This window comes from Acinetobacter thutiue (assembly GCF_030385805.1).
In the GTDB taxonomy this organism is placed as follows: Bacteria; Pseudomonadota; Gammaproteobacteria; order Pseudomonadales; family Moraxellaceae; genus Acinetobacter; species Acinetobacter corruptisaponis.
In genome coordinates this window covers 401156-420804 of record NZ_JAUDZE010000001.1, presented here as the reverse complement: position 1 = coordinate 420804, position 19649 = coordinate 401156, and the positions used below count along the sequence as shown (strand labels likewise).

At 42.6% G+C, this 19649-nt stretch carries 13 protein-coding genes and 1 CRISPR repeat array; of the genes, 2 read left to right on the top strand and 11 right to left on the bottom strand.

Annotated features, from left to right (window positions below):
* Positions 1 to 19 precede the first annotated feature (19 nt).
* The 5 genes from QTA56_RS02010 to QTA56_RS01990 form a co-directional block, all read right to left on the bottom strand.
* A complete protein-coding gene (locus QTA56_RS02010; RefSeq protein WP_267979280.1) occupies positions 20 to 2659 on the bottom strand; it encodes a bifunctional aconitate hydratase 2/2-methylisocitrate dehydratase in 2640 nt (879 codons plus the stop codon).
* Positions 2660 to 2917: 258 nt separating this feature from the next.
* Positions 2918 to 3280, bottom strand: coding sequence for a hypothetical protein (locus QTA56_RS02005; protein ID WP_409333652.1), 363 nt, complete (start codon positions 3278 to 3280; stop codon positions 2918 to 2920).
* A gap of 99 nt (positions 3281 to 3379) precedes the next feature.
* Positions 3380 to 3901 carry a DUF4124 domain-containing protein gene (locus tag QTA56_RS02000; protein WP_267979278.1) on the bottom strand — a complete coding sequence of 174 codons (522 nt, stop codon included), beginning with the start codon at positions 3899 to 3901 and terminating at the stop codon, positions 3380 to 3382.
* A gap of 136 nt (positions 3902 to 4037) precedes the next feature.
* Positions 4038 to 8540, bottom strand: a complete 4503-nt coding sequence (locus tag QTA56_RS01995) for a translocation/assembly module TamB domain-containing protein (RefSeq protein WP_267979277.1) — start codon at positions 8538 to 8540, stop codon at positions 4038 to 4040.
* Positions 8541 to 8585: 45 nt separating this feature from the next.
* Positions 8586 to 11309 carry an autotransporter assembly complex protein TamA gene (locus QTA56_RS01990; RefSeq protein WP_267979276.1) on the bottom strand — a complete coding sequence of 908 codons (2724 nt, stop codon included), beginning with the start codon at positions 11307 to 11309 and terminating at the stop codon, positions 8586 to 8588.
* A gap of 163 nt (positions 11310 to 11472) precedes the next feature.
* On the opposite strand from QTA56_RS01990, the gene QTA56_RS01985 reads away from it, so the two are divergent.
* Positions 11473 to 12795 (top strand): MFS transporter, encoded by a 1323-nt coding sequence (locus QTA56_RS01985; protein WP_267979275.1) that lies wholly within the window; start codon positions 11473 to 11475, stop codon positions 12793 to 12795.
* 3 nt (positions 12796 to 12798) lie between these two features.
* Positions 12799 to 13434, top strand: coding sequence for a 2-polyprenyl-3-methyl-6-methoxy-1,4-benzoquinone monooxygenase (gene coq7, locus QTA56_RS01980; protein WP_267979274.1), 636 nt, complete (start codon positions 12799 to 12801; stop codon positions 13432 to 13434).
* A 45-nt stretch (positions 13435 to 13479) separates the two neighbouring features.
* Here the strand turns inward: coq7 and QTA56_RS01975 are convergent, their stop codons facing one another.
* From QTA56_RS01975 to QTA56_RS01950, 6 genes are all read right to left on the bottom strand, one after another.
* Positions 13480 to 14031: a DUF2799 domain-containing protein gene (locus QTA56_RS01975; protein WP_267979273.1), complete on the bottom strand. Its 552-nt coding sequence runs from the start codon at positions 14029 to 14031 to the stop codon at positions 13480 to 13482.
* Between the two features lie 41 nt (positions 14032 to 14072).
* Positions 14073 to 14507, bottom strand: coding sequence for a 2-amino-4-hydroxy-6-hydroxymethyldihydropteridine diphosphokinase (locus QTA56_RS01970; protein WP_267979272.1), 435 nt, complete (start codon positions 14505 to 14507; stop codon positions 14073 to 14075).
* Positions 14464 to 14844, bottom strand: a complete 381-nt coding sequence (folB, locus tag QTA56_RS01965) for a dihydroneopterin aldolase (RefSeq protein WP_267979271.1) — start codon at positions 14842 to 14844, stop codon at positions 14464 to 14466. Before folB ends, QTA56_RS01970 begins: the two co-directional genes overlap by 44 nt.
* Positions 14845 to 14872: 28 nt before the next feature.
* The gene (locus QTA56_RS01960) at positions 14873 to 16171 is read right to left on the bottom strand and encodes an ABC1 kinase family protein (protein WP_267979270.1); all 1299 of its coding nucleotides are present in this window, start codon (positions 16169 to 16171) and stop codon (positions 14873 to 14875) included.
* Positions 16172 to 16228: 57 nt separating this feature from the next.
* Positions 16229 to 16957 (bottom strand): HesA/MoeB/ThiF family protein, encoded by a 729-nt coding sequence (locus tag QTA56_RS01955; protein WP_411956078.1) that lies wholly within the window; start codon positions 16955 to 16957, stop codon positions 16229 to 16231.
* 277 nt (positions 16958 to 17234) lie between these two features.
* A CRISPR array of direct repeats spans positions 17235 to 18343; the repeat unit is 28 nt; unit sequence GTTCATGACGGCATACGTCATTTAGAAA.
* A 268-nt stretch (positions 18344 to 18611) separates the two neighbouring features.
* Positions 18612 to 19643 carry a lipase secretion chaperone gene (locus QTA56_RS01950; protein ID WP_267979268.1) on the bottom strand — a complete coding sequence of 344 codons (1032 nt, stop codon included), beginning with the start codon at positions 19641 to 19643 and terminating at the stop codon, positions 18612 to 18614.
* Positions 19644 to 19649: the final 6 nt, after the last annotated feature.

The window sequence follows — 19649 nt, the reverse complement described above, 5'->3', positions numbered from 1 at the left end:
TATTAGCAAAAACAATTGATTAGGTCAATTGAGCAGCCTGAATCTTCTTGGTATCAACTTGATCAGCTTCTTTTGTATATTCGCTCATCTTGTCGAAGTTTAAGTATTTGTAGATGTCAGCAGAAGCGCTGTCAATTTGAGACGCATACTGTTGATATTCTTCTGGGCTTGGTAATTTACCAAGTACCGCAGCTACAGACGCAAGCTCAGCAGACGCCAAGTAAACATTTGCACCTTGACCTAAACGGTTCGGGAAGTTACGCGTAGAAGTCGATACACAAGTCGTGTTCGGTGCTACACGTGCCTGGTTACCCATACACAATGAACAGCCTGGCATCTCAGTACGCGCACCTGCACGACCATAGATATTGTATAGACCTTCTTCCATCAATTGATGCTCGTCCATACGCGTTGGTGGAGCCAACCATAAACGAGTAGACAATGAACCACCAGGAACTTTGTCAAGCAATTGACCAGCAGCACGGAAGTGACCAATGTTGGTCATACAAGAACCGATGAACACTTCATCAATTTTGTCGCCTTGAACATCAGAAAGAAGTTTCGCATCATCTGGATCGTTCGGGCAGCAAAGAATTGGTTCTTTAATGTCAGCAAGATCGATTTCATACACTTTCGTGTATTCAGCATCAGCATCAGCTTTTAACAGGCTTGGGTTGTCTAACCACTTCTGCATGTTTTCAGCACGGCGCGCCATTGTACGCGCATCGCCATAACCTTCAGCGATCATCCACTTCAACATGGTAATGTTAGAACGTAAGTATTCAGCAACTTTCTCTTCAGAAAGTGTGATTGAACAGCCAGCAGCAGAACGTTCAGCAGAAGCGTCAGAAAGTTCAAATGCTTGCTCAACAGTCAAGTCATTTTCCATTTCTGATAAATCAATCTCAAGGATACGACCAGAGAAGATGTTTTTCTTACCTTTCTTCTCTACAGTCAAGTCGCCTTCTTTAATTGCATAATAAGGAATTGCATGTACAAGGTCACGTAAAGTGATACCAGGCTGCATTTTACCCTTGAACTTAACAAGTACAGATTCAGGCATATCCAGTGGCATAACACCAGTCGCTGCTGCGAATGCAACAAGACCAGAACCTGCTGGGAATGAAATACCGATTGGGAAACGAGTATGTGAGTCACCACCAGTACCAACTGTATCTGGAAGTAGCATACGGTTTAACCAAGAGTGGATAATACCGTCACCTGGACGTAAAGATACACCACCACGGTTCATGATGAAGTCAGGTAATGTATGGTGAGTTGTTACGTCAACTGGTTTTGGATACGCAGCAGTGTGACAGAAAGACTGCATCACAAGGTCAGCTGAGAAGCCCAAGCACGCCAAGTCTTTTAACTCATCACGCGTCATAGGACCAGTTGTATCCTGAGAACCAACAGTTGTCATCTTAGGTTCACAGTAAGTACCTGGACGGATACCTTGACCTTCAGCAAGGCCACATGCACGACCGACCATCTTCTGAGCTTGAGTAAAGCCTTTACCCGTGTCAGCAGGTTGTTTTGGTTGACGGAACAAGTCAGAAGCAGGAAGACCTAATTCTTCACGTGCTTTAGCAGTCAAGCCACGACCAATGATCAGGTTGATACGACCACCAGCACGTACTTCGTCTAAAAGTACAGGTGTTTTAAGTTCTGATTCAGCGATTTGAGCGCCGTTTTTGAACGCCGTTACTTTTGCAGCAGCATGGTCGATTTTAAGAACAACTTCATCGCCCATGTTCATTTCAGCAACATCGATTTCAACTGGTAATGCGCCTGCATCTTCCATTGTGTTAAAGAAGATTGGAGCGATTTTAGAACCTAAGCACACGCCACCATCTTTTTTGTTTGGAATGTGTGGAATTTCGTCGCCGAAGAACCAAAGCACTGAGTTAGTCGCTGATTTACGGCTTGAACCTGTACCAACAACATCACCCACATAAGCAACCTGATTGCCTTTTGCGATCAATTCGTTGATTTGAGTGGTAGGACCAACTTCACCTGGTTTTTCAGGGTTGATACCATCACGCTCGTTTTTCAACATTGCAGTTGCGTGCAATGGAATATCTGGGCGGCTCCAAGCGTCTTGTGCAGGTGACAAGTCATCCGTGTTGGTTTCGCCAGTTACTTTAAATACAGTGATCTTGATTTCTTCTGGAACGTCTGGACGGCTTGTGAACCATTCAGCATCAGCCCAAGATTGTAAAACTGCTTTTGCATTGGCATTGCCAGCTTTTGCCTTGTCAGCAACGTCATGGAATGCATCGAATACAAGAAGTGTCTTTTTCAATGCTTCAGCAGCCAAGCTAGCTAATTCAGCATTGTCAAGAAGTTCAACAAGTGGCGCTACGTTATAACCACCAAGCATTGTACCAAGTAGGTAAACAGCACGCTCTTTGGTTACAAGTGGAGAAGTTGCTTCGCCTTTTGCGACTGCAGCGAGGAAAGCCGCTTTTACATAAGCAGCTTGGTCAACACCTGCTGGAACACGGTTTTCAAGCAAATCAACCAAATATGCTTCTTCACCTGCTGGTGGATTTTTTAATAATGCGACAAGTTCAGCAGTTTGAGCATCATCAAGTGGCTTCGGTGGGACTCCGAGTGCGGCACGTTCTGCAACGTGTTGGCGGTAAGCTTCTAGCACGGTGTTATTCCTCTTTTTTAAAAAATTACCTGTAAGTTCCAGCTTTCTGTAAGCTTTACAAGCAATATGGACAGCAAAATTTTACTAGACTTCGAGTTAAAAGTTAATGCAACAACCGTATTTCTACGTGATGACCATTATTTTATAGCGAAATGCCCATCAGTTTGAAATACCGCTTTGGTATAAAGCCAAAGTCCAGTAAAACAATCATTTAGTTCCACAAAAAAAGACAACTGTGTTGTCTTTTCGGTTAATACATTAAAATAGTTTATAGTTCGGCAGCTTTTCATGTGGTGTTGCCAAACATTGTTCAGTAAATTGTTGCTTCAGTTTTTCACGTAATGCATCTGGATCAGCCTTAAGTTCTTCGGCTGGGATTGCGTAGACTTTTTCAATAATACCGAAAATAAACTTACGCGTGGTTTCATCCTCAATTTTACCCGCATGTTCTGTTGCCTGTTTTTGCTCAATTCCATTTTGACGATCCAGCGTAATCGAACGCGCGGCATTTCCCACACTTACACAATAGCCATGCCATTGTTGTTCAGGTGTAAGTGGCTCTTTTTTGCTACAACCGACCAAAACCAAACCTATTGCAATCAACAAAACTTTATTCATCATCATACTGCGACTAATTTGATGCACACATCATACTGAAACTGGTTTATTTTGCAAAAGGAAGTATTTAAAACCGCCCTGTCCGCAATAAAAACATACAAATCATTTGCTGCACTGCATATTATTGCCATTCTTTTGGCATTTACTACCTGTTGCAGAAAGATAGGTATTACCTGCCACCAGATTATAATGCCTGCCTTTTGAATCCCAGCATCTGACACCATTACAGTTTTTTACAGGGATCAGGGCTTCTACAGCCGCCGCTGTAGATGGACTGGAAGTGGCCGCACCAGCAGCTGGCTTAGCTGAATTTGTTGTAGAAGCGGTGGTGGTCTTAACCGCATTTGCACTAGTCACCGCTACAGTTGTTTTTGCTTCTTTGTTTACTACTGGCGGAGGTGTTGTTGGATGAGTTGCTGTCTGGGTTGTAGCGGTATTGGGATTTCTCTTTGCAGGGTCGAGTTGAGGCTCCTGTTTCTGAGTTGGAGGTGGTGTTGCTGAATATGTTGTTACACCACGTGCGTCCACCCACTTATAGTATTCTTTAGCATTTGCTTGAAATGTACAGCCCAGCACCCCAAGGCTGATGATTGCCAAAAGCTGACTAAAAGTGACAGATTTCATCCCTTTCCTCCCAAAAATATCATAAATATTTTATTTTCAATAACTTATTTTAATTTTAGCATATTTCCTTATTTAAAATAAATGTCATTAAAAAAACCTGTTTTATCATTGTAAAACAGGTTTTTATTTTTACATACTAAAAACGCCAGTTATAGAAAATATCTATCGCGCGTTCCAAAGACTGACTCGCTTCCAGATATAAACGGCGGTTCATTTGATAACGTAAGGTAAGTTTATTCACAGGGGTAAAGACACCAATACCATAGCGGATAAATAAATCTGGTGTGATATACCCTGTCAGGCTGACTTGAGTATCATCCCCTGTACCCTGTGCATCCAGTGCCAAACCACTCAGACCAAAGGTTCGACCAATCTGGTTGGTTAAAGCCCGTGTCCCGCCCAAGCCCATACTGATACCAGCGGCGGCAATGGTATTGTTTACGTCTGACTTAAAGCCTTCAGTATTGCTTAAACCACTGCTGCCTTCATTGATACGCCCAGTAAGCAATGCATTCAGTGCCTCTTGTTCTGACAAGCCCGCATCATTATAGACCTGAACATTCGGCACAGTTGCCGTACCTGTTACCCGTACCCCAACCATACTGCCTTGAACAGGTTTATTGGCATCAATATCCAGTGTTGGGTTAGCCAATGGCCCATTAAAACGGGCAATGGCTCGGTTCAAGTCCAGACTTTGACCATAGGCCTCAATTTTCACTTTCTGGCTCACCCCAATCGCACCATTGGCACGCATTGCGGTTTCGAGACCACGCTGAGATAGATGCAAACGTCCAACGAGTGGGATATTACTTTCAAAGCCCTGGAAAATAACCTGGTTGCCTAATGTCAGAGTCATATCAGCACGAATGTCCCACGGTTTTGCTGACTTTAAGGTCGCCAACAAATCCTGTCCTTGCTGAACAACACGGACATCAGGCGAAACGTTAATCACGGTTGCGGTGGTTTCTGGCATTGAAATGCGCGCGCGAGGAACATCAATTGACCCTTTCAAGCTTAAGCGCTGATCAAATGGATAAACATCGAGGCTTAAATCAGGCTGGACAATTGCAGTAATCATCGGTGCCTGACGAATCAACAGGTTGTCACCTTTTAAGGTCAATGCCAGATGTGGTTCTTCTTTCCAGTCAAAGCTACCTTTTAAGCGGCCCACACCTTGCCCACTGTTAAACGCACCATCAATACTGGCTGAATCCTGACGTATTGAGGAATACAACTGGATATTGGTGAGATTGACAGGCAATGAAATCATGCTGATGGCACCATTTTTCAGACGCATTTCACCTGTGAATTGAGGTTGAGTCAAAGTCCCATTCACCTTACCAGCAAGTGCAAGCGTACCCGCCATTGAACGGACATCCTTAATAAATGGTTTAAAGACTTTTAATTGAACATCATCAAACGCCACTTCGCCACGCATTGGCATATTGTCCTGAAATGGATTGACAATCACATTCGCATAACCCGTTCCAATATCTGGGGTTTTCATGTCTACACGGAACAACAACCCGTCACTGACACTTTTGGCAATCAGGCTTAATTCATCATAAGTCATGGTGGTGGCTGGGTCTTGTGGATCGTCCGCGGCCAAGCCAATCTCACCCTTGCGTGTCACCAGGCTGGCATCAATTTTTGGACGGCTACCCTGAACCCATGAGGCCTTGGCATAACCATTCAACTGACCCGTAACCGCCAATCCTTCTGGCATAAAAGCGGTGAAGTCATTTAAGTCGATATTTTTGGTGATGACAGAGACATTACCCTTGGCCTGACTAATACGTGCAGGCTGATCCAGACATAACTGGCTGTGCGCACTCTGCCAGCAATGCTGTCCAACATACAGTTCGGATAATCGGGTTGAATACACAATCGCCGCATTTTGATTTTGTACAAGATTGATACGTTGCGAAGCAAAGTTTCCTTTTTGCAGTTGCCCTAGCCAATCGTTGTTTGAGTTAAAGCCACCTGCAAGCTGCACATAGAAATTCGATTGTCGATTTTTGCTTTCAACCTTTAAGACATGCGCCTTACGTGTTCCAGCCAGATTGACCGTAGCATTTTCGATTTCACGATTGCCACTGCGTAAATGATCAATTTTTGCGGCTAATAACGTTGGGGTCGTTTCTGAAGTTGGTAACTCACCCTGAATACGCAGTGATTTAACGCTTGCCACATCCTTGAATGCGAAATTATCCACGGCAATATTTGCAGTTGCCTTTAAGCGTGGCTGGGACTGCACATTCAAGCTGCCATAAGCAAGACCTTGCAGACCTGGATATAATTCATATAGTGCAGGCGCATTGAGCTTAATTTTCAGGCTTTGTGCATTACCCGTTGCCTGTAACTGATTTTGTGCATAGGAAAAATATAAATCATTCGCTTCAAACTGCTGCGGTAAAAAGCCTTTCTGGTTGGAATCCAGCAATAGCGTCAGGTTGCCGCGTCCCCTGATTGGCTTGTTATTAATAAAACCAGCGGCATTCAGTTGACGGATATCAATACGTTTGAGCTGTTCAGACCAGACACCCTGTGTTTTTACGTGACCAGATACTTCACCCTTAACACTGGAAACGAAATATTGGGGTTTAAAACGTACCAGTGAGGCATCCAGATCCCAACCCAATTTATCCTTAAGATTGACTGCACCAGTGGCATAGACTTTACCCGCCACACCATCATGTTTTAGCTCATTGATCTTGATGTATTCAGGTGTACCTGCAACATTGATTTTTAACAGGCCATTGCCCTGATTTAAGGCGTTGAGTGAACCATCATAATTCACGGCAAAACTTTTAAAGCCGCCACCCGCTTTTTGATCATGGAAGATAAGTGCCGCTGTACTTTTCCCTTTTAAGGCAACCGTTTCAGTTTTACCTGCCTGAGCCAGTTGTCCCTTGAGATCAATCTGGTCAAGTTGAATGATCTGCTGGTTGGGTTTGGCAAAACCAGTCGCTTTAATCTGACCATTGAGTAGATTAACGGGTGCTGTTACAACCACAGTCTGCGGATTAAAGTTTTCTGCCTGTAGCTGTGCCTGCCATGCAAGCTGTTGCTTTTCATTTGGCAATTTCACCTTGGCCTGACCTGCTAGGCTACCTTTCTCAGCCTGATAATGGAAACGTTCCACATCTAAAAGATCACCTTTTATGTCAAAGCGTGCATCATACTGTCCTGTTGGTAACAGTGTTTTCTCATGCGGACGTACCTTGGTTGAAACATAGATATCCTGTTGTCCCTCTTTCAGCGTAACATCGGTATGCCCTTCGGCACTACTCAACCAGCCAATATAGGGTACAGCCCGATCAATTCCTTGCCATGCAACATTTAACAACATTGGTTGGGCTTTGTGATCTTTTGCCTCAGCCTGATTTAGCTTGATAGCCCAGCTTTCATATTTATCGAAGTCAAGGTTGGCTTTTAAGGACAGCCCTTTTTCCATTGCACCTGATGAACTTAGGTTTGCGTCCAGATTGGGTGGCAAGAAATCCTGAGCCACTTGCGGAACAGTTTTATCTTTCGGGTTTAATTTTTCCAAACGCCCCTTAATATCCCATGACACATGATTATGCCAATTCACCATACCTTTAAGACCAACCGTACCACCCATCAACTGACCATTAAAATCATTGATATTGAGCTGGTTTTTCAGGTCAGTATCCATCAGGGCATTATATTTGCCCTCAGGAATCTGTTCACCTTTTAAGTCGGTATCCAGTGTTAGAAGTAACTTTTGAATATCACCGTTAAACCGCGCCACGCCATCTTTTGCAAATAATTTCTGTTCTTTTAGCAAGGGTAAATGGTAATTTTTAAAGAACAACTCACCGTTCATTGGTACATGGTCACGTACAGGATGAACCACAACCCAACCTGTGAGTAGATCAGGAGTACGGGTTGCAATTCCTGCCTTTAAGGTATCAAGCGTTCCTCTGGCGGCAACCTTGATAATCTGGATATCCAGACTTTTTAATGAGGGAATAATCAGGTCAGTTTTGAGATTCAATGGGTATTTACCAATAAAATCCATTTCACCTGTTGCATGCTGGAGCGCCAGATAGCCCATATCCATGCGGGAGTCTTCAAACTTAAGCTTTGTTCCCGACCACAAGGCATCCTTTAAATAAATATCCTTAAAATCAACCTGGGAAGTGGCAGTCTTGATCTGGAGATGGTCTACAGTCGCCTCATCCACCCTTAATACAAATGGCAATTTAATCGCATCAAAGGAAAATGGTTTACCTGATGGCGGTTTTTTATTCACAATCCTTAAGTTACGCACATCGGCATGGCTTAAGTGCAGTTCCTTGTTTAACAGGGCACGCCAGCCTAAAGACACATCGGCTCGATCCAGTGACACATCCACAGCCTTGACTTGCAGCAACACATTTTTCAGGATAATCCCTGAAAGCAGGTTTCCACTTTCATATTCATATTTAATGACTTTCTGGCTTTGCAGCACACGATCCAGTAAGAAACGGCTTCCCTTATCCGTAGACATCATCACCAGTAACGAGCTAACCAGCAATAAAAGAATGATCAGCACAATCAGCGCAATGCTTCGAAGAATGCGCCGTTGCTGTCTTGGTCTTGTTGGAGGTAACTGCTGTTGTGCTTCCGTCATAATCAACCTGAATTGTTTGACCTTTTAAAGGTTTTTTTAAAGTTATTAAAGCTGTGGACCAATAAAGAAATGGAGTCGGATTGGGTTGTTGTCATTCGAAATACCTGAAGCAACGTCTAGGCGAATCGGCCCAATCGGTGATCTCCAGCGTATGCCCACGCCAATACTGTACTCGGTTGGATTGCTAAACTGTTTATCATAGGCATTACCAAAATCAGAAAATATCGCTGCACGCCAGCCGTCTTTAAATTGATAGTTATACTCAAGTGATCCCACGGCCAGAGCCTGTCCACCGATTTTATAGCCATCTTCTTCTGGTGATAGGCTCTTGTAGTCAAAACCACGTAAGGACTGATCCCCACCCGTGAAGAAACGTAAATTATAGGGAACCTTGTTGAAGTTGTCGGTAAAGATATAGCTGGTGTCGCCACGCCCCACAAACTGGTGGTTGTCATTTTCACCCATTGAATAGATAAAACGCCAGCCTCCCGTCACGATGGCCATATTGGCATCTGACAATAATGATTCTGTACCCAGCTCAACCTTGTAAATCTGTTTAAAGCCTTTGGTTGGGTTTAAACGTGAATTGGCATTGGTTTTTGACGCTTCATAACCGAGCAGCAAGGATTCCTGTTCGGAGTCAATTCCTGAAACCTTAAATGCATCAGGAAGTTCATCGACATCAATATCGCCTTTTTTGGTTAAGCGATCCAGACGATAACGTAAGCCAAAGGTATGTTGCCAATCACCCAACGGATTTTTAATCACCCGTTCGCCCCCCATGACCGCTGACTCCACCAGCAGGTTCACACCTGGACCAATATCATCACGCTCTTCACGTTCATAACCACCCACAAGGTTAAAATAGTCATTGAGTGGATGTTTGTAGGGAATACTGTAGCGTCCATCAATAGACTGACGAATCTGTGACAATTCAATGTTGGCATCAAAAGAATGTCCATATTTATTGACAATGGCACGACGATACTGGCTACGAATACGCGCACCTGTATCAGTACCATAACCGACACCCGTTTCCAGACTGTTTAATTTATCCGCATTCAGTGTCACCACGATTGGAATTTTTTTCTCGATTCGGGTTTGCTCCTCAAGCTTCTGGCGCTCCTCATCTTCATCGTCATGATCATGTGAAAGCGGTGCTGCGCGGGCAAGTGAATAGGCCTGTGCAGACTCGCCACCAGAGAATACGGTCTCATCGACCACATTTTGTGTGATCTCCTGTGCAGAGGTAATTTTCTGGCGTGCCAGATCAGCCTTTTGCTGGCTATTCATCAATTGCGACTGCTGAATTTTCTGCTGGTCCACCAATACCTGTAAGTCAGGCGCCAATTCCAAAGGAGGTTGAATCGGGTCTGGCTTGATGGTGTCAACAAGGGTGTAATTGAAATAACGGGTATTGGTCAGGTTATTTGCCAAGGCATTGACACGCCAGAATGCATAGTCATCACCCTCTTTCCACGGAGCCAAACTATCAAGCACTTTTTGGGTCAGCGGCAGTGGCTTGCTTGGGTCACTCATACGGTATTCGACTTTTTTCAGCTTATAACGCTCACCCGTCTCATATTTCAGGTTGATCTCTGCTGTTTTATCAGGCTGCGTAATCTTGACATCATGCAAACGCCAGTAGGCATCAAAGAAACCGTTATCATTGGCTGCACTGACAATTTTTGTTTTGGTTTCTTCGTACTTGCCATGATTAAAGATATCGCCCTCATCCTGTTCTGGAATTAAACGAATCACTTGCAGTTGAGGTAATCTTTCACCCGCTCCCGAAAATTCAATATTTTGCTCTTTAATCAGGATAGGCTCATTTGGTGTGACAATCACCCTGACCCTGCTGTCACTCAGCCGTTCAAACTTATATACCGCATTATAATAACCAACCGCCTGTGCAGCCTGATTGGTCAGAGCCCTTAACTGGGGTAAAGCCACATTGAAGTCTTCAAAGGCCTCTTGAGTAAAGCTGGATAGTTTGGCCTTGATATTGGTGGCAAGTACAGGAGGTGCACCCGTCACATCAGCAGTGATACGTGGGGTTTTCTCCGCATTAAGCAGGTTTTCAGGATGGAACCGATTCCATATCTTTCTAAAAAATCCGACTTTTTCCTGTGATGGGTCAGGCTGGGTCTGGAACTCAGGCAGCGTTCGTCCTGCTTCATTGGCCTCAACCACAATTTTACTGTCGGTCTGGATGTCCTGCATCAATTTGTCAATGTTGACAGGTGCCTTGGTGACTTCCGTGAGTTCAGTTTGTGAAACATCATTGACCAGCACATCAGGCGTTTTTGCCGCATTGTCACGGGAATTCTGGGCTTCGTTTTTCGCCTCTTCAGCAACACGGAAAATTTCATCTGCCATGCCCTGATCAACTGTCATGCTGGGCAAATCTTCCAGATTGTCTTCCAGTTGGATCGGTTTTAATTCTTCAATCTGGTTTGCGGCCTGTTCCTGCTGTTTTAACGCAGCCAAACTGTCTTGTTCTGGTGCCGAAACGGTCTGAAGTTCACTGTCCAATTGTGGCTGAGGTGGTGTGTTTTCAGCAACTGTTTTTGCCTCAAGCTGTGTGGTTGAGGATTCCAGCGCTTCATTTTTAGCCAGCTCCGTGATTTGTTCCTGAGCACAAGCAACTGATATACAATAACTAATCAGAAAACCACCACAAATAAGTTTAGGAAAGCCCTGCATTTTAAAAATTAAATGCATAGAATGACTCAGTGCAGACGGTTTAAACTTTGCTTGAGATGGCATGTGGAACTCTAAACTTATTTTTTAATGTGTCGTTTTTTGTGGATAAAAATTTATTCAAATCTTTGATTTTCATCCAATCAAACATTGAAAAATATCATACATGCATTTCAGCGCATTTTTACAGTTCCTCACATTTTTTTATAAAACACAATGAAGTGAACACATGATGAAACAAGATGACCGCTTAATGACATCTCGTCGGTTTGCACCGATGTTTTTCACTCAATTTTTTGGTGCGCTCAACGACAATGTTTATAAGCAGGCGCTCCTCTTGGTGATTACCTATGGCTGGATTCAACAACAGTCTGCACCCATCAGCACACTCAACAATTTAGCCGCTTTACTGTTTATATTGCCCTACTTTTTTTTCTCGGCCACCGCAGGACAGATTGCCGATAAATACGAGCGTTCTCAACTAATCCGCTTTATCAAGATTCTTGAAATTGTGATTATGCTGATTGGCAGCGCAGGGTTCTTACTGGGTAATTTATGGCTACTGTTATTCGCCTTATTCCTGATGGGAACACATTCCACCTGTTTTGGGCCAATCAAGTATGCCATTCTGCCTGAAATCCTTAAACCACAGGAGTTGATGTCGGGAAATGCGTTGTTCCAGTCGGGTACATCTATCGCCATTTTGGTGGGCATGATTCTGGGCGGTGCGGTGATTGCCTCATCTGAGGGTAATTTGCTGTGGATTAGCATTACAGTGGTAACCATTGCCTGCTTAGGCTATTTATCCAGCCGTTTTATTCTACCGCAAAAAGTGGCCGAGCCTGACCTTAAAATTGACTGGAATTTTTTTCGTACCAGCTTCCAAACCTTGAAATATGTCAAAGGCATCCCTGTGATTTTTATGATTCTGCTTGGCAATTCATGGTACTGGTTTTATGGGGCGACTTATCTCACCCAGATTCCCCAACTTACCCAACAAAATCTACACGCGTCAGAAAATGTGGTTAGCTTATTACTTACCTTTTTCTCCGTCGGCATCGGTGTAGGTTCCTTGCTATGCCGAAAGATTGGTGGGCGTGAGATTAATATTAAAATGGTGCCTTATGGTGCGATTGGCTTAACCCTGTTTGCGCTTTATCTGGCTGCAAGCCTTACTTTTGTGCCTGAACGCACAGGCGAACTGCTTTCATTAAAAGATATGTTTACAGGTGGGATGATATATTACCATGTCATGCTTGCCGTGACTTTACTGGGAATTAGCGGGGGTTTTTATATCGTTCCACTTTATGCCATGATGCAAGCCTATTCACCACGTTCACACCGTGCCCGTGTGGTGGCTGCAAATAACATTTTAAATGCAGTGTTCATGGTCTCTTCTGCAATTTTCTCAATTTTAGTCTTAAGTATTTTAAAAATTGATATTAAAATCTTGTTTATCATCACCGCCATTTTAAGTGCGATTTTCTCAGTTTGGTTATTAAAACGACTTAAACCACTTTTAGCAGATACTTCGAATACTTTAGAGGATTAATCTATGCGTCATTACACGGGTTTCGATAAACTGATCAACTCATTTGACCAGGCACTGCGTAGTTTGGTTCCAGGTGCGACAAGTTCCCAACGTACAAACCCTGCTGCCGATGAACCATCACAGTTATGTGTCAGTGATGCCCGTCATGTCGCAGGTTTAATGCGTGTCAATCATAGTGGTGAAGTCTGTGCGCAGGCGCTTTATCATGGTCAGGCACTGACAGCAAAACTTCCCCACGTACGTCAGGAAATGCAGCAAGCGGCAATTGAGGAGCAGGATCATTTGGCTTGGTGTGAAGATCGTTTAAAAGAGTTGGATAGTCATACCAGCGTACTTAATCCAATCTGGTATGGTCTCTCCTATGGCATGGGTGCCATTGCAGGCATTGCTGGAGACAAATATAGTCTCGGCTTTGTCGCTGAAACGGAACGTCAGGTCAGCCAGCATTTACAGGAACATTTGCAACAACTGCCTGAACATGATGAACGCTCACGTAAAATATTGGAGCAAATGAATGAAGATGAACTGCATCATCGTGATACCGCCTTACAGGCTGGCGGCGTGGACTTACCCGTGCCAGTCAAAATCACCATGACCGCAATTTCAAAATTGATGACAAAAACCAGTTATTATTTATAAGAAATTAAGGGAGTCATATCAAATGGCTCCCGCTTATATCAACGATTAACGTAATCCATGCTCTGCCTTAAACCGTTCCAGATTCCTAACCGCATCCTGATAACGGGATTGCACAGCGCTACTATTTAAACGTAAATCATAGAGACGTTTTTTGTAGTCATCTCGATCTTTTACCGATAAATCTTTACGTTCTAATTCTTTGAGATAATAGTTTAAATCACTTTGCGAACGGTTAAATTCTGAATTCGCCTGATAATAATCATTGGCAAACTGATAATAACTTCGCAAGGACTCACGCTTTTCCAAAGGACAAACCCGAAAATCACCACGCCCCTCCAATGCCTCATTGAAAATGGTTTCAGGTCGGCAATAATAGCTTAAACCTTTCTGGTAGCCTTTTTCATACAGGCCTTGATTTGGAATAATATTGGCTTTTTGGCAAGAGGAATAATACTGGTCCAAACGTGATTCCCGCCCAGCCGCACCATCTTTTTCGCCAACATTTAACCAGTTTGCAGTTTTACATTGTTCAACGCTCATGGCAGCACAGCCAGAAAGCAAGACCATCAAAATAGAAAGTGGTAAAATAATTTTCATACAACTATTCCTATTATTATCAATTTATTTACAGCAAAACATTACATTGTAATGACAGGATAATGAATCTGCTGATCATAAATTAAATCAGCTTGCTGCCATAAATCATAGAGTGGAATTTTGACATCTAGGGCCAATGGTAACTTTTTTGGATTGAATTGCATATCCGTTAAGTTTGTGCCCCATGCAATCACATCGATATCCAGACTAATATGATGCGATGGGCGAACACGTCCCGACTGTGTCTCTAATCGTTTTAAAGTCTCGATAATGTCATCAACCGATAAAGTGCTTCGTAATAGACAGGCTGAATTCCAGTAATCCGCCCCAATTCCATCCCGACATGGAATCTGGTAAATCGGTGAAAATTCCACATGCCCCAATTCTGCAAGTTGAGCATAGGCAAAGGTGAAATTTTGCTGCTGCTGAACATTACTCGCCAGTGCGAGCGCAAAAATCGTTTCTGTTGCGTTCAAAGCGAATTCCTACTGCATTGGCTTGGGCAATTATGGCGGGTTTACGAATGGTAATGCTAATCGATTCAATAGATGGAAATGTAGAAAATAGACAATTCAATACTAATTGGGCAGCGTGCTCAATTAGTTTGGGTTTGGCTTGCTGAATCACTTGTGACGCAAGCTCACAGATTTGGGCGTAGTTGAGTGTATCGTCCAACTCATCTGAACATGCAGCCTGAGTCAGGTCATTATGAATGGTTAAATCCAGCATTAAAGGTTGGATGATCTGACGTTCCCAGTTGAAACAACCGATTACGGTATCGACCTTTAGTCCCTCAATAATAATGGCATCCATAATGACCTTAATAAACCGATAAATAAGATTAATGCTTTAACAATGAAGCAGGTTCAATATTGTGAACCATTTTCAAACGTTGGTCAGCATAAATATCGGTATATGGCGCGAGAACACGCATGAAACGATCAAAATATAACATTTGCTTGAATAACAAGGCAAAGTCACGCGGGAACTTGATACCGTGACGCTCCCCCACGCCAATCATATCCATCATAATGTCATTCAGGTCGGCTGGATTAGAGCTTAGAATTTCCTGCGGGTCTGCCAAGAGCACACCACTAAACAGGCGTTCCAAGTCATCGGCAAGTACCTGAGTATCAATTTTCTGGTGAGTCATGCCCATTTTCAGCATGTTTTCAGCCATTGCCGTATAGTTGGTATGTTGTAGCGCGTCCATAAATGCCATACATGCACTCCAGACCTCTGGTTTTAACTGACCTACAATACCGAAGTCAATAAAGCCAATGCGACCATCTTCAAGTAACATCAGGTTTCCAGCATGTAAATCGGCATGGAAGCTCTTGCACAACATTAGACTTCCAAACCATGTATTCATCGCGGTAATCAGCACTTGGGTTGGGTCTTTTGCGTATTTTTTTACCACATCAAAGTCGGTTAATGAGACCCCATAAAGACGTTGCATGGTCAACACACGACGGGTCGAAAACTGATGATAAACCTTTGGCGCTGTGGCAGCCTGATTACCCGAAACATTCAGATATTGAATGAAGTCATCCAGATTTTGCGCTTCTTCAATAAAGTCCACTTCCCGTACCATACGGGTTTTAATCTCATCAACGATCTCAGAAAGTGATGCGAACTTGATTTTAGGTACAGCACGCTCAAGCAATTTAGTTGCCCAATGCACCACATTTAAGTCGGTATATAGAATGGTTTCCACACCAGGCTTTTGGACTTTGAGCACCACATCTTCGCCTGTAACCAGTTTTGCGGCATGCACCTGCGCGATTGATGCTGAAGCAAGCGGCTTTTCATCAATAAAACTAAAAATTTCATTGAGGTTCCGCCCCTCAAACTCCTCATTCAATACGCCCTGAATATAACTGAAAGGCAAAGTCGGAGTCTGGTCTAGGCAACCTTGAAACTCCTCAACGTATTCACGAGGAAATAAAGATGGTGTGCTGGCAATGAATTGTCCCAGCTTAATGTAAGTTGAACCCAATGATTCAAAGGTTTCACGCATCAATTTAGCATTGCTTGGTTTTTCTGTTGCATATTTGACACCTGCCTGTGCCGCAACAATCACGGTTTCACCTATACGCCCAATGGAACGCAGTCCATCAAATAAAATATTTCTTTTCATAATCTTTCATTGCCTCATAGATGGCGTTAGTTTAGCAAATTTTGCTTAATTTACTGATCAAGTTGCCTGACAAATCGGACAATTTACATCTTTTTCAAACTGTAGAATACGTTGTGAAAGGTTTAAACCATTCCAAAGTAACAATTTTTGCCTGAGTGGCGTTAAACCAAGCCCTAAAAACAGTAATGCGTGATGAGCCTGTAATGCTGCAATTGTGACAGGTGTAGTTGCCAAAACACCAGAGTCTGCACAGCGTAGATTTTCATTGGCATGTTGCTCTTTTGGGAACAGGCACTCATAACATGCTGAATCTGATTCAACCATAAATAATTGCCCCTCAAAGCCAATGGCCGAAGCACTAATCAAGGGAACTTGATGTTTTTTGCATACCGCATTGACTAAATATCGCGTGCTAAAGTTATCACAGCCATCTAAAACGACATCTTGGTGCTGTACCAATTCATCAGCATTGCTTTCATCAAAACGACTATTTTGATAGTTCACCTGTATATGAGGATTAATTTTTTGAAGATGTTTGGCTAAGACTTCTGCCTTATAATGACCTAAATCATTTGAAGTAAATGCGATCTGTCTTTGCAAATTGCTGATTTCGATGGTATCCGCATCGACAATGGTAATTTTACCCACACCTGCCCGCGCCAGCAGTTCCGCACTGGTACAGCCGATTCCACCAGCCCCGATAATCAGCACATTGGCAAGCTTGAGTTTTTCTTGCGCCTCGATATCCCAACCCTCCAATAAAATTTGTCGACTGTAGAGATGCATTTCATCATTACTGAGTTCAAATTCATTTTCTGGATGTTGTGACACGTGGCTTGCTTCTGTATAGCTCAATCATATTACTGATTTTAAGTGGATGTATGTTTTCAGGAAAGTAATAAATTTTATTTTGACAAAAACCTCTTTTTAGCCCAATATTTTTCATATTCTTTAACAGTTAAATAAAATCAATAAGTTAGCAGATAGGCTAAAAACTTTGGGTATTTATTCAAATGTTATTTTAAGCTTATGTTTTAACCTATTTTATTTGTTAAGTTTTATTGTTCATGACGGCATACGTCATTTAGAAAATTAGGCCCCTCAATATCAACGTCAACACAAGGTTCATGACGGCATACGTCATTTAGAAAATAAATATTGGTTGACAAAATGAAGATTTAGCGTTCATGACGGCATACGTCATTTAGAAATGCAATTTACCTACTGCTGTCTCAATTGAATCGTTCATGACGGCATACGTCATTTAGAAATCTAAGTCGTGTACAGGCATCTTGCGCATACAGTTCATGACGGCATACGTCATTTAGAAACAAGTGCTTTAGCTTCATTCGAGCGCGCAACTGTTCATGACGGCATACGTCATTTAGAAAGATGGATTTAAGCGCAATTGAACAGGGGATAAGTTCATGACGGCATACGTCATTTAGAAACAGGATGGTGGACTTAGATCATCTACTTGCCCGTTCATGACGGCATACGTCATTTAGAAAATTTGACTCGTATGTGAGTTGTCTTTGCTGTGCGTTCATGACGGCATACGTCATTTAGAAAAGTGATAGCCCATGACTTGACCGATGCCCCATGTTCATGACGGCATACGTCATTTAGAAAATCATTTGATACAGCTTGTGACAACTGCCATCGTTCATGACGGCATACGTCATTTAGAAATTATAAGCCTCTTCACCCTCACGTGCGACCATGTTCATGACGGCATACGTCATTTAGAAAACCATCGCTGGCATTGTAGGTTGCATATGCATGTTCATGACGGCATACGTCATTTAGAAAGTTAAAATTCCTAGCAGCTACATCAACAATTGGTTCATGACGGCATACGTCATTTAGAAAGCAAACCCAAGTCCCGTGCCTTGCGTGGCTTGGTTCATGACGGCATACGTCATTTAGAAAGCTGCCTGTTATGGATAAAACAGCATACAAATGTTCATGACGGCATACGTCATTTAGAAAAGCACCATCTTTTGGATATTTAAGAGCTATCTGTTCATGACGGCATACGTCATTTAGAAATAAATGTTTGTAAAGCAAAGCATTAATTATGTGTTCATGACGGCATACGTCATTTAGAAATCTCTGATTACAATTAAACTTTTGTTCTATCAGTTCATGACGGCATACGTCATTTAGAAAAATATCATCACGATGATATTAAATCATATGAAATTTATGACGACACACTTTACCTAGAAACCAAACATACAGCTATTCAAGTTACTAAGTCCCTAACTCAACCAAGGAGATACATGATGAAAAACTTAATTAAAGTCATCCTTATCGTGTTTATTTTAATGTTGTTAAAATCTGATAGTGATATGAACCAAGATCACGATGACGGGGAAAATCCACCTAATAAATCGTCATAACTTATGCTTCATGTCACCATGATATTTATATACTTTTATTTACGATCATGCATCATTTCAAAGGATTGTGCTCTTAGTAAATCTTCTTTATTATCAAAAGAACGGCTACGAAGCTCATTAATGGCCTGCTGCTTACTAGCATCATTTGCATCACTTTTTAGAATGTCATCACGGGCAGCCAAATAGCCAGTCACCTGCTTCTGCCAAACAACTTCTTCCTGATCCACTTTTTCCAAACGGTCTGCCGCTTCAGGCCCCAACAAACTCTCGCGCATTGCCCGAATCTCCTGTGCAGTTCCACCCTTTTCCTGAATATCCTTGGTCAACTGCTGCAACTCAGCAAATTGCATTGACACCCGCACCCCATCACCCAACGTAGGTGGAAGTTGATCAATCAGTTTGGCAATTTCATTGGCTTTTTGCTGGGCTGTTAAAGACTTATTGTTATGAATACGCATCTGTTCAATATTAAACTGGTTCAGATTTCTTTCATTCCCGAACAAGGCATTGATCTCTGCTGGCTTAAAAAACTGTTGCTGTAACCTGTACATCTGATCAATAATTTTTTGATATTCCTCTATATCACCATTTTTAAAATTGCCACGGGGTTTCAGGTTCTGTAAGGCATGTACATAAGCCACATATTGATCCAGCAGATAAGTGGCATAGCCTGAGGCAGTTTCAGGTAAGGTTGCTGTTAAATACTGGCGGATGTCTGTAATCAATTGAGATTCTGTTTTTTCGCCGAGACTGGAAAAGAAGTAATCAAAACAGCTACGAATTCCCACTGTTAAAATGAGTTTCCCATTCGAATCAACCTGGATTGGGCAGTCAATTTCTGTACCCTGCAAAGACGGCGCAAGTGCTGGCATTTTCCCATTTATATATCCCGCCTCTCCATTTTTCAGGGAATTACTTTCAGAAAATACCTGAGTGGGTTGATTCACCTCATGTGGCTGATTTTGGGTTTCAGGCTTAAATACCCAATAAATTAAGGCAATTAGAATCAATAAAACCGTAATAGAAATAAATATAATGTTTTTATTATTTAAAAATTTACCGTTCATAATTCC

Coding starts and splice junctions, on each gene's coding strand:
- QTA56_RS01975 (WP_267979273.1), bottom strand. CDS start 14,031: ATGAAAATTATTTTACCACTTTCTATTTTGATGGTCTTGCTTTCTGGC.
- QTA56_RS01990 (WP_267979276.1), bottom strand. CDS start 11,309: ATGCCATCTCAAGCAAAGTTTAAACCGTCTGCACTGAGTCATTCTATG.
- QTA56_RS01950 (WP_267979268.1), bottom strand. CDS start 19,643: ATGAACGGTAAATTTTTAAATAATAAAAACATTATATTTATTTCTATT.
- QTA56_RS02005 (WP_409333652.1), bottom strand. CDS start 3,280: ATGATGAATAAAGTTTTGTTGATTGCAATAGGTTTGGTTTTGGTCGGT.
- QTA56_RS02000 (WP_267979278.1), bottom strand. CDS start 3,901: ATGAAATCTGTCACTTTTAGTCAGCTTTTGGCAATCATCAGCCTTGGG.
- QTA56_RS01985 (WP_267979275.1), top strand. CDS start 11,473: ATGATGAAACAAGATGACCGCTTAATGACATCTCGTCGGTTTGCACCG.
- coq7 (WP_267979274.1), top strand. CDS start 12,799: ATGCGTCATTACACGGGTTTCGATAAACTGATCAACTCATTTGACCAG.
- QTA56_RS01995 (WP_267979277.1), bottom strand. CDS start 8,540: ATGACGGAAGCACAACAGCAGTTACCTCCAACAAGACCAAGACAGCAA.
- QTA56_RS01960 (WP_267979270.1), bottom strand. CDS start 16,171: ATGAAAAGAAATATTTTATTTGATGGACTGCGTTCCATTGGGCGTATA.
- folB (WP_267979271.1), bottom strand. CDS start 14,844: ATGGATGCCATTATTATTGAGGGACTAAAGGTCGATACCGTAATCGGT.
- QTA56_RS01955 (WP_411956078.1), bottom strand. CDS start 16,957: ATGCATCTCTACAGTCGACAAATTTTATTGGAGGGTTGGGATATCGAG.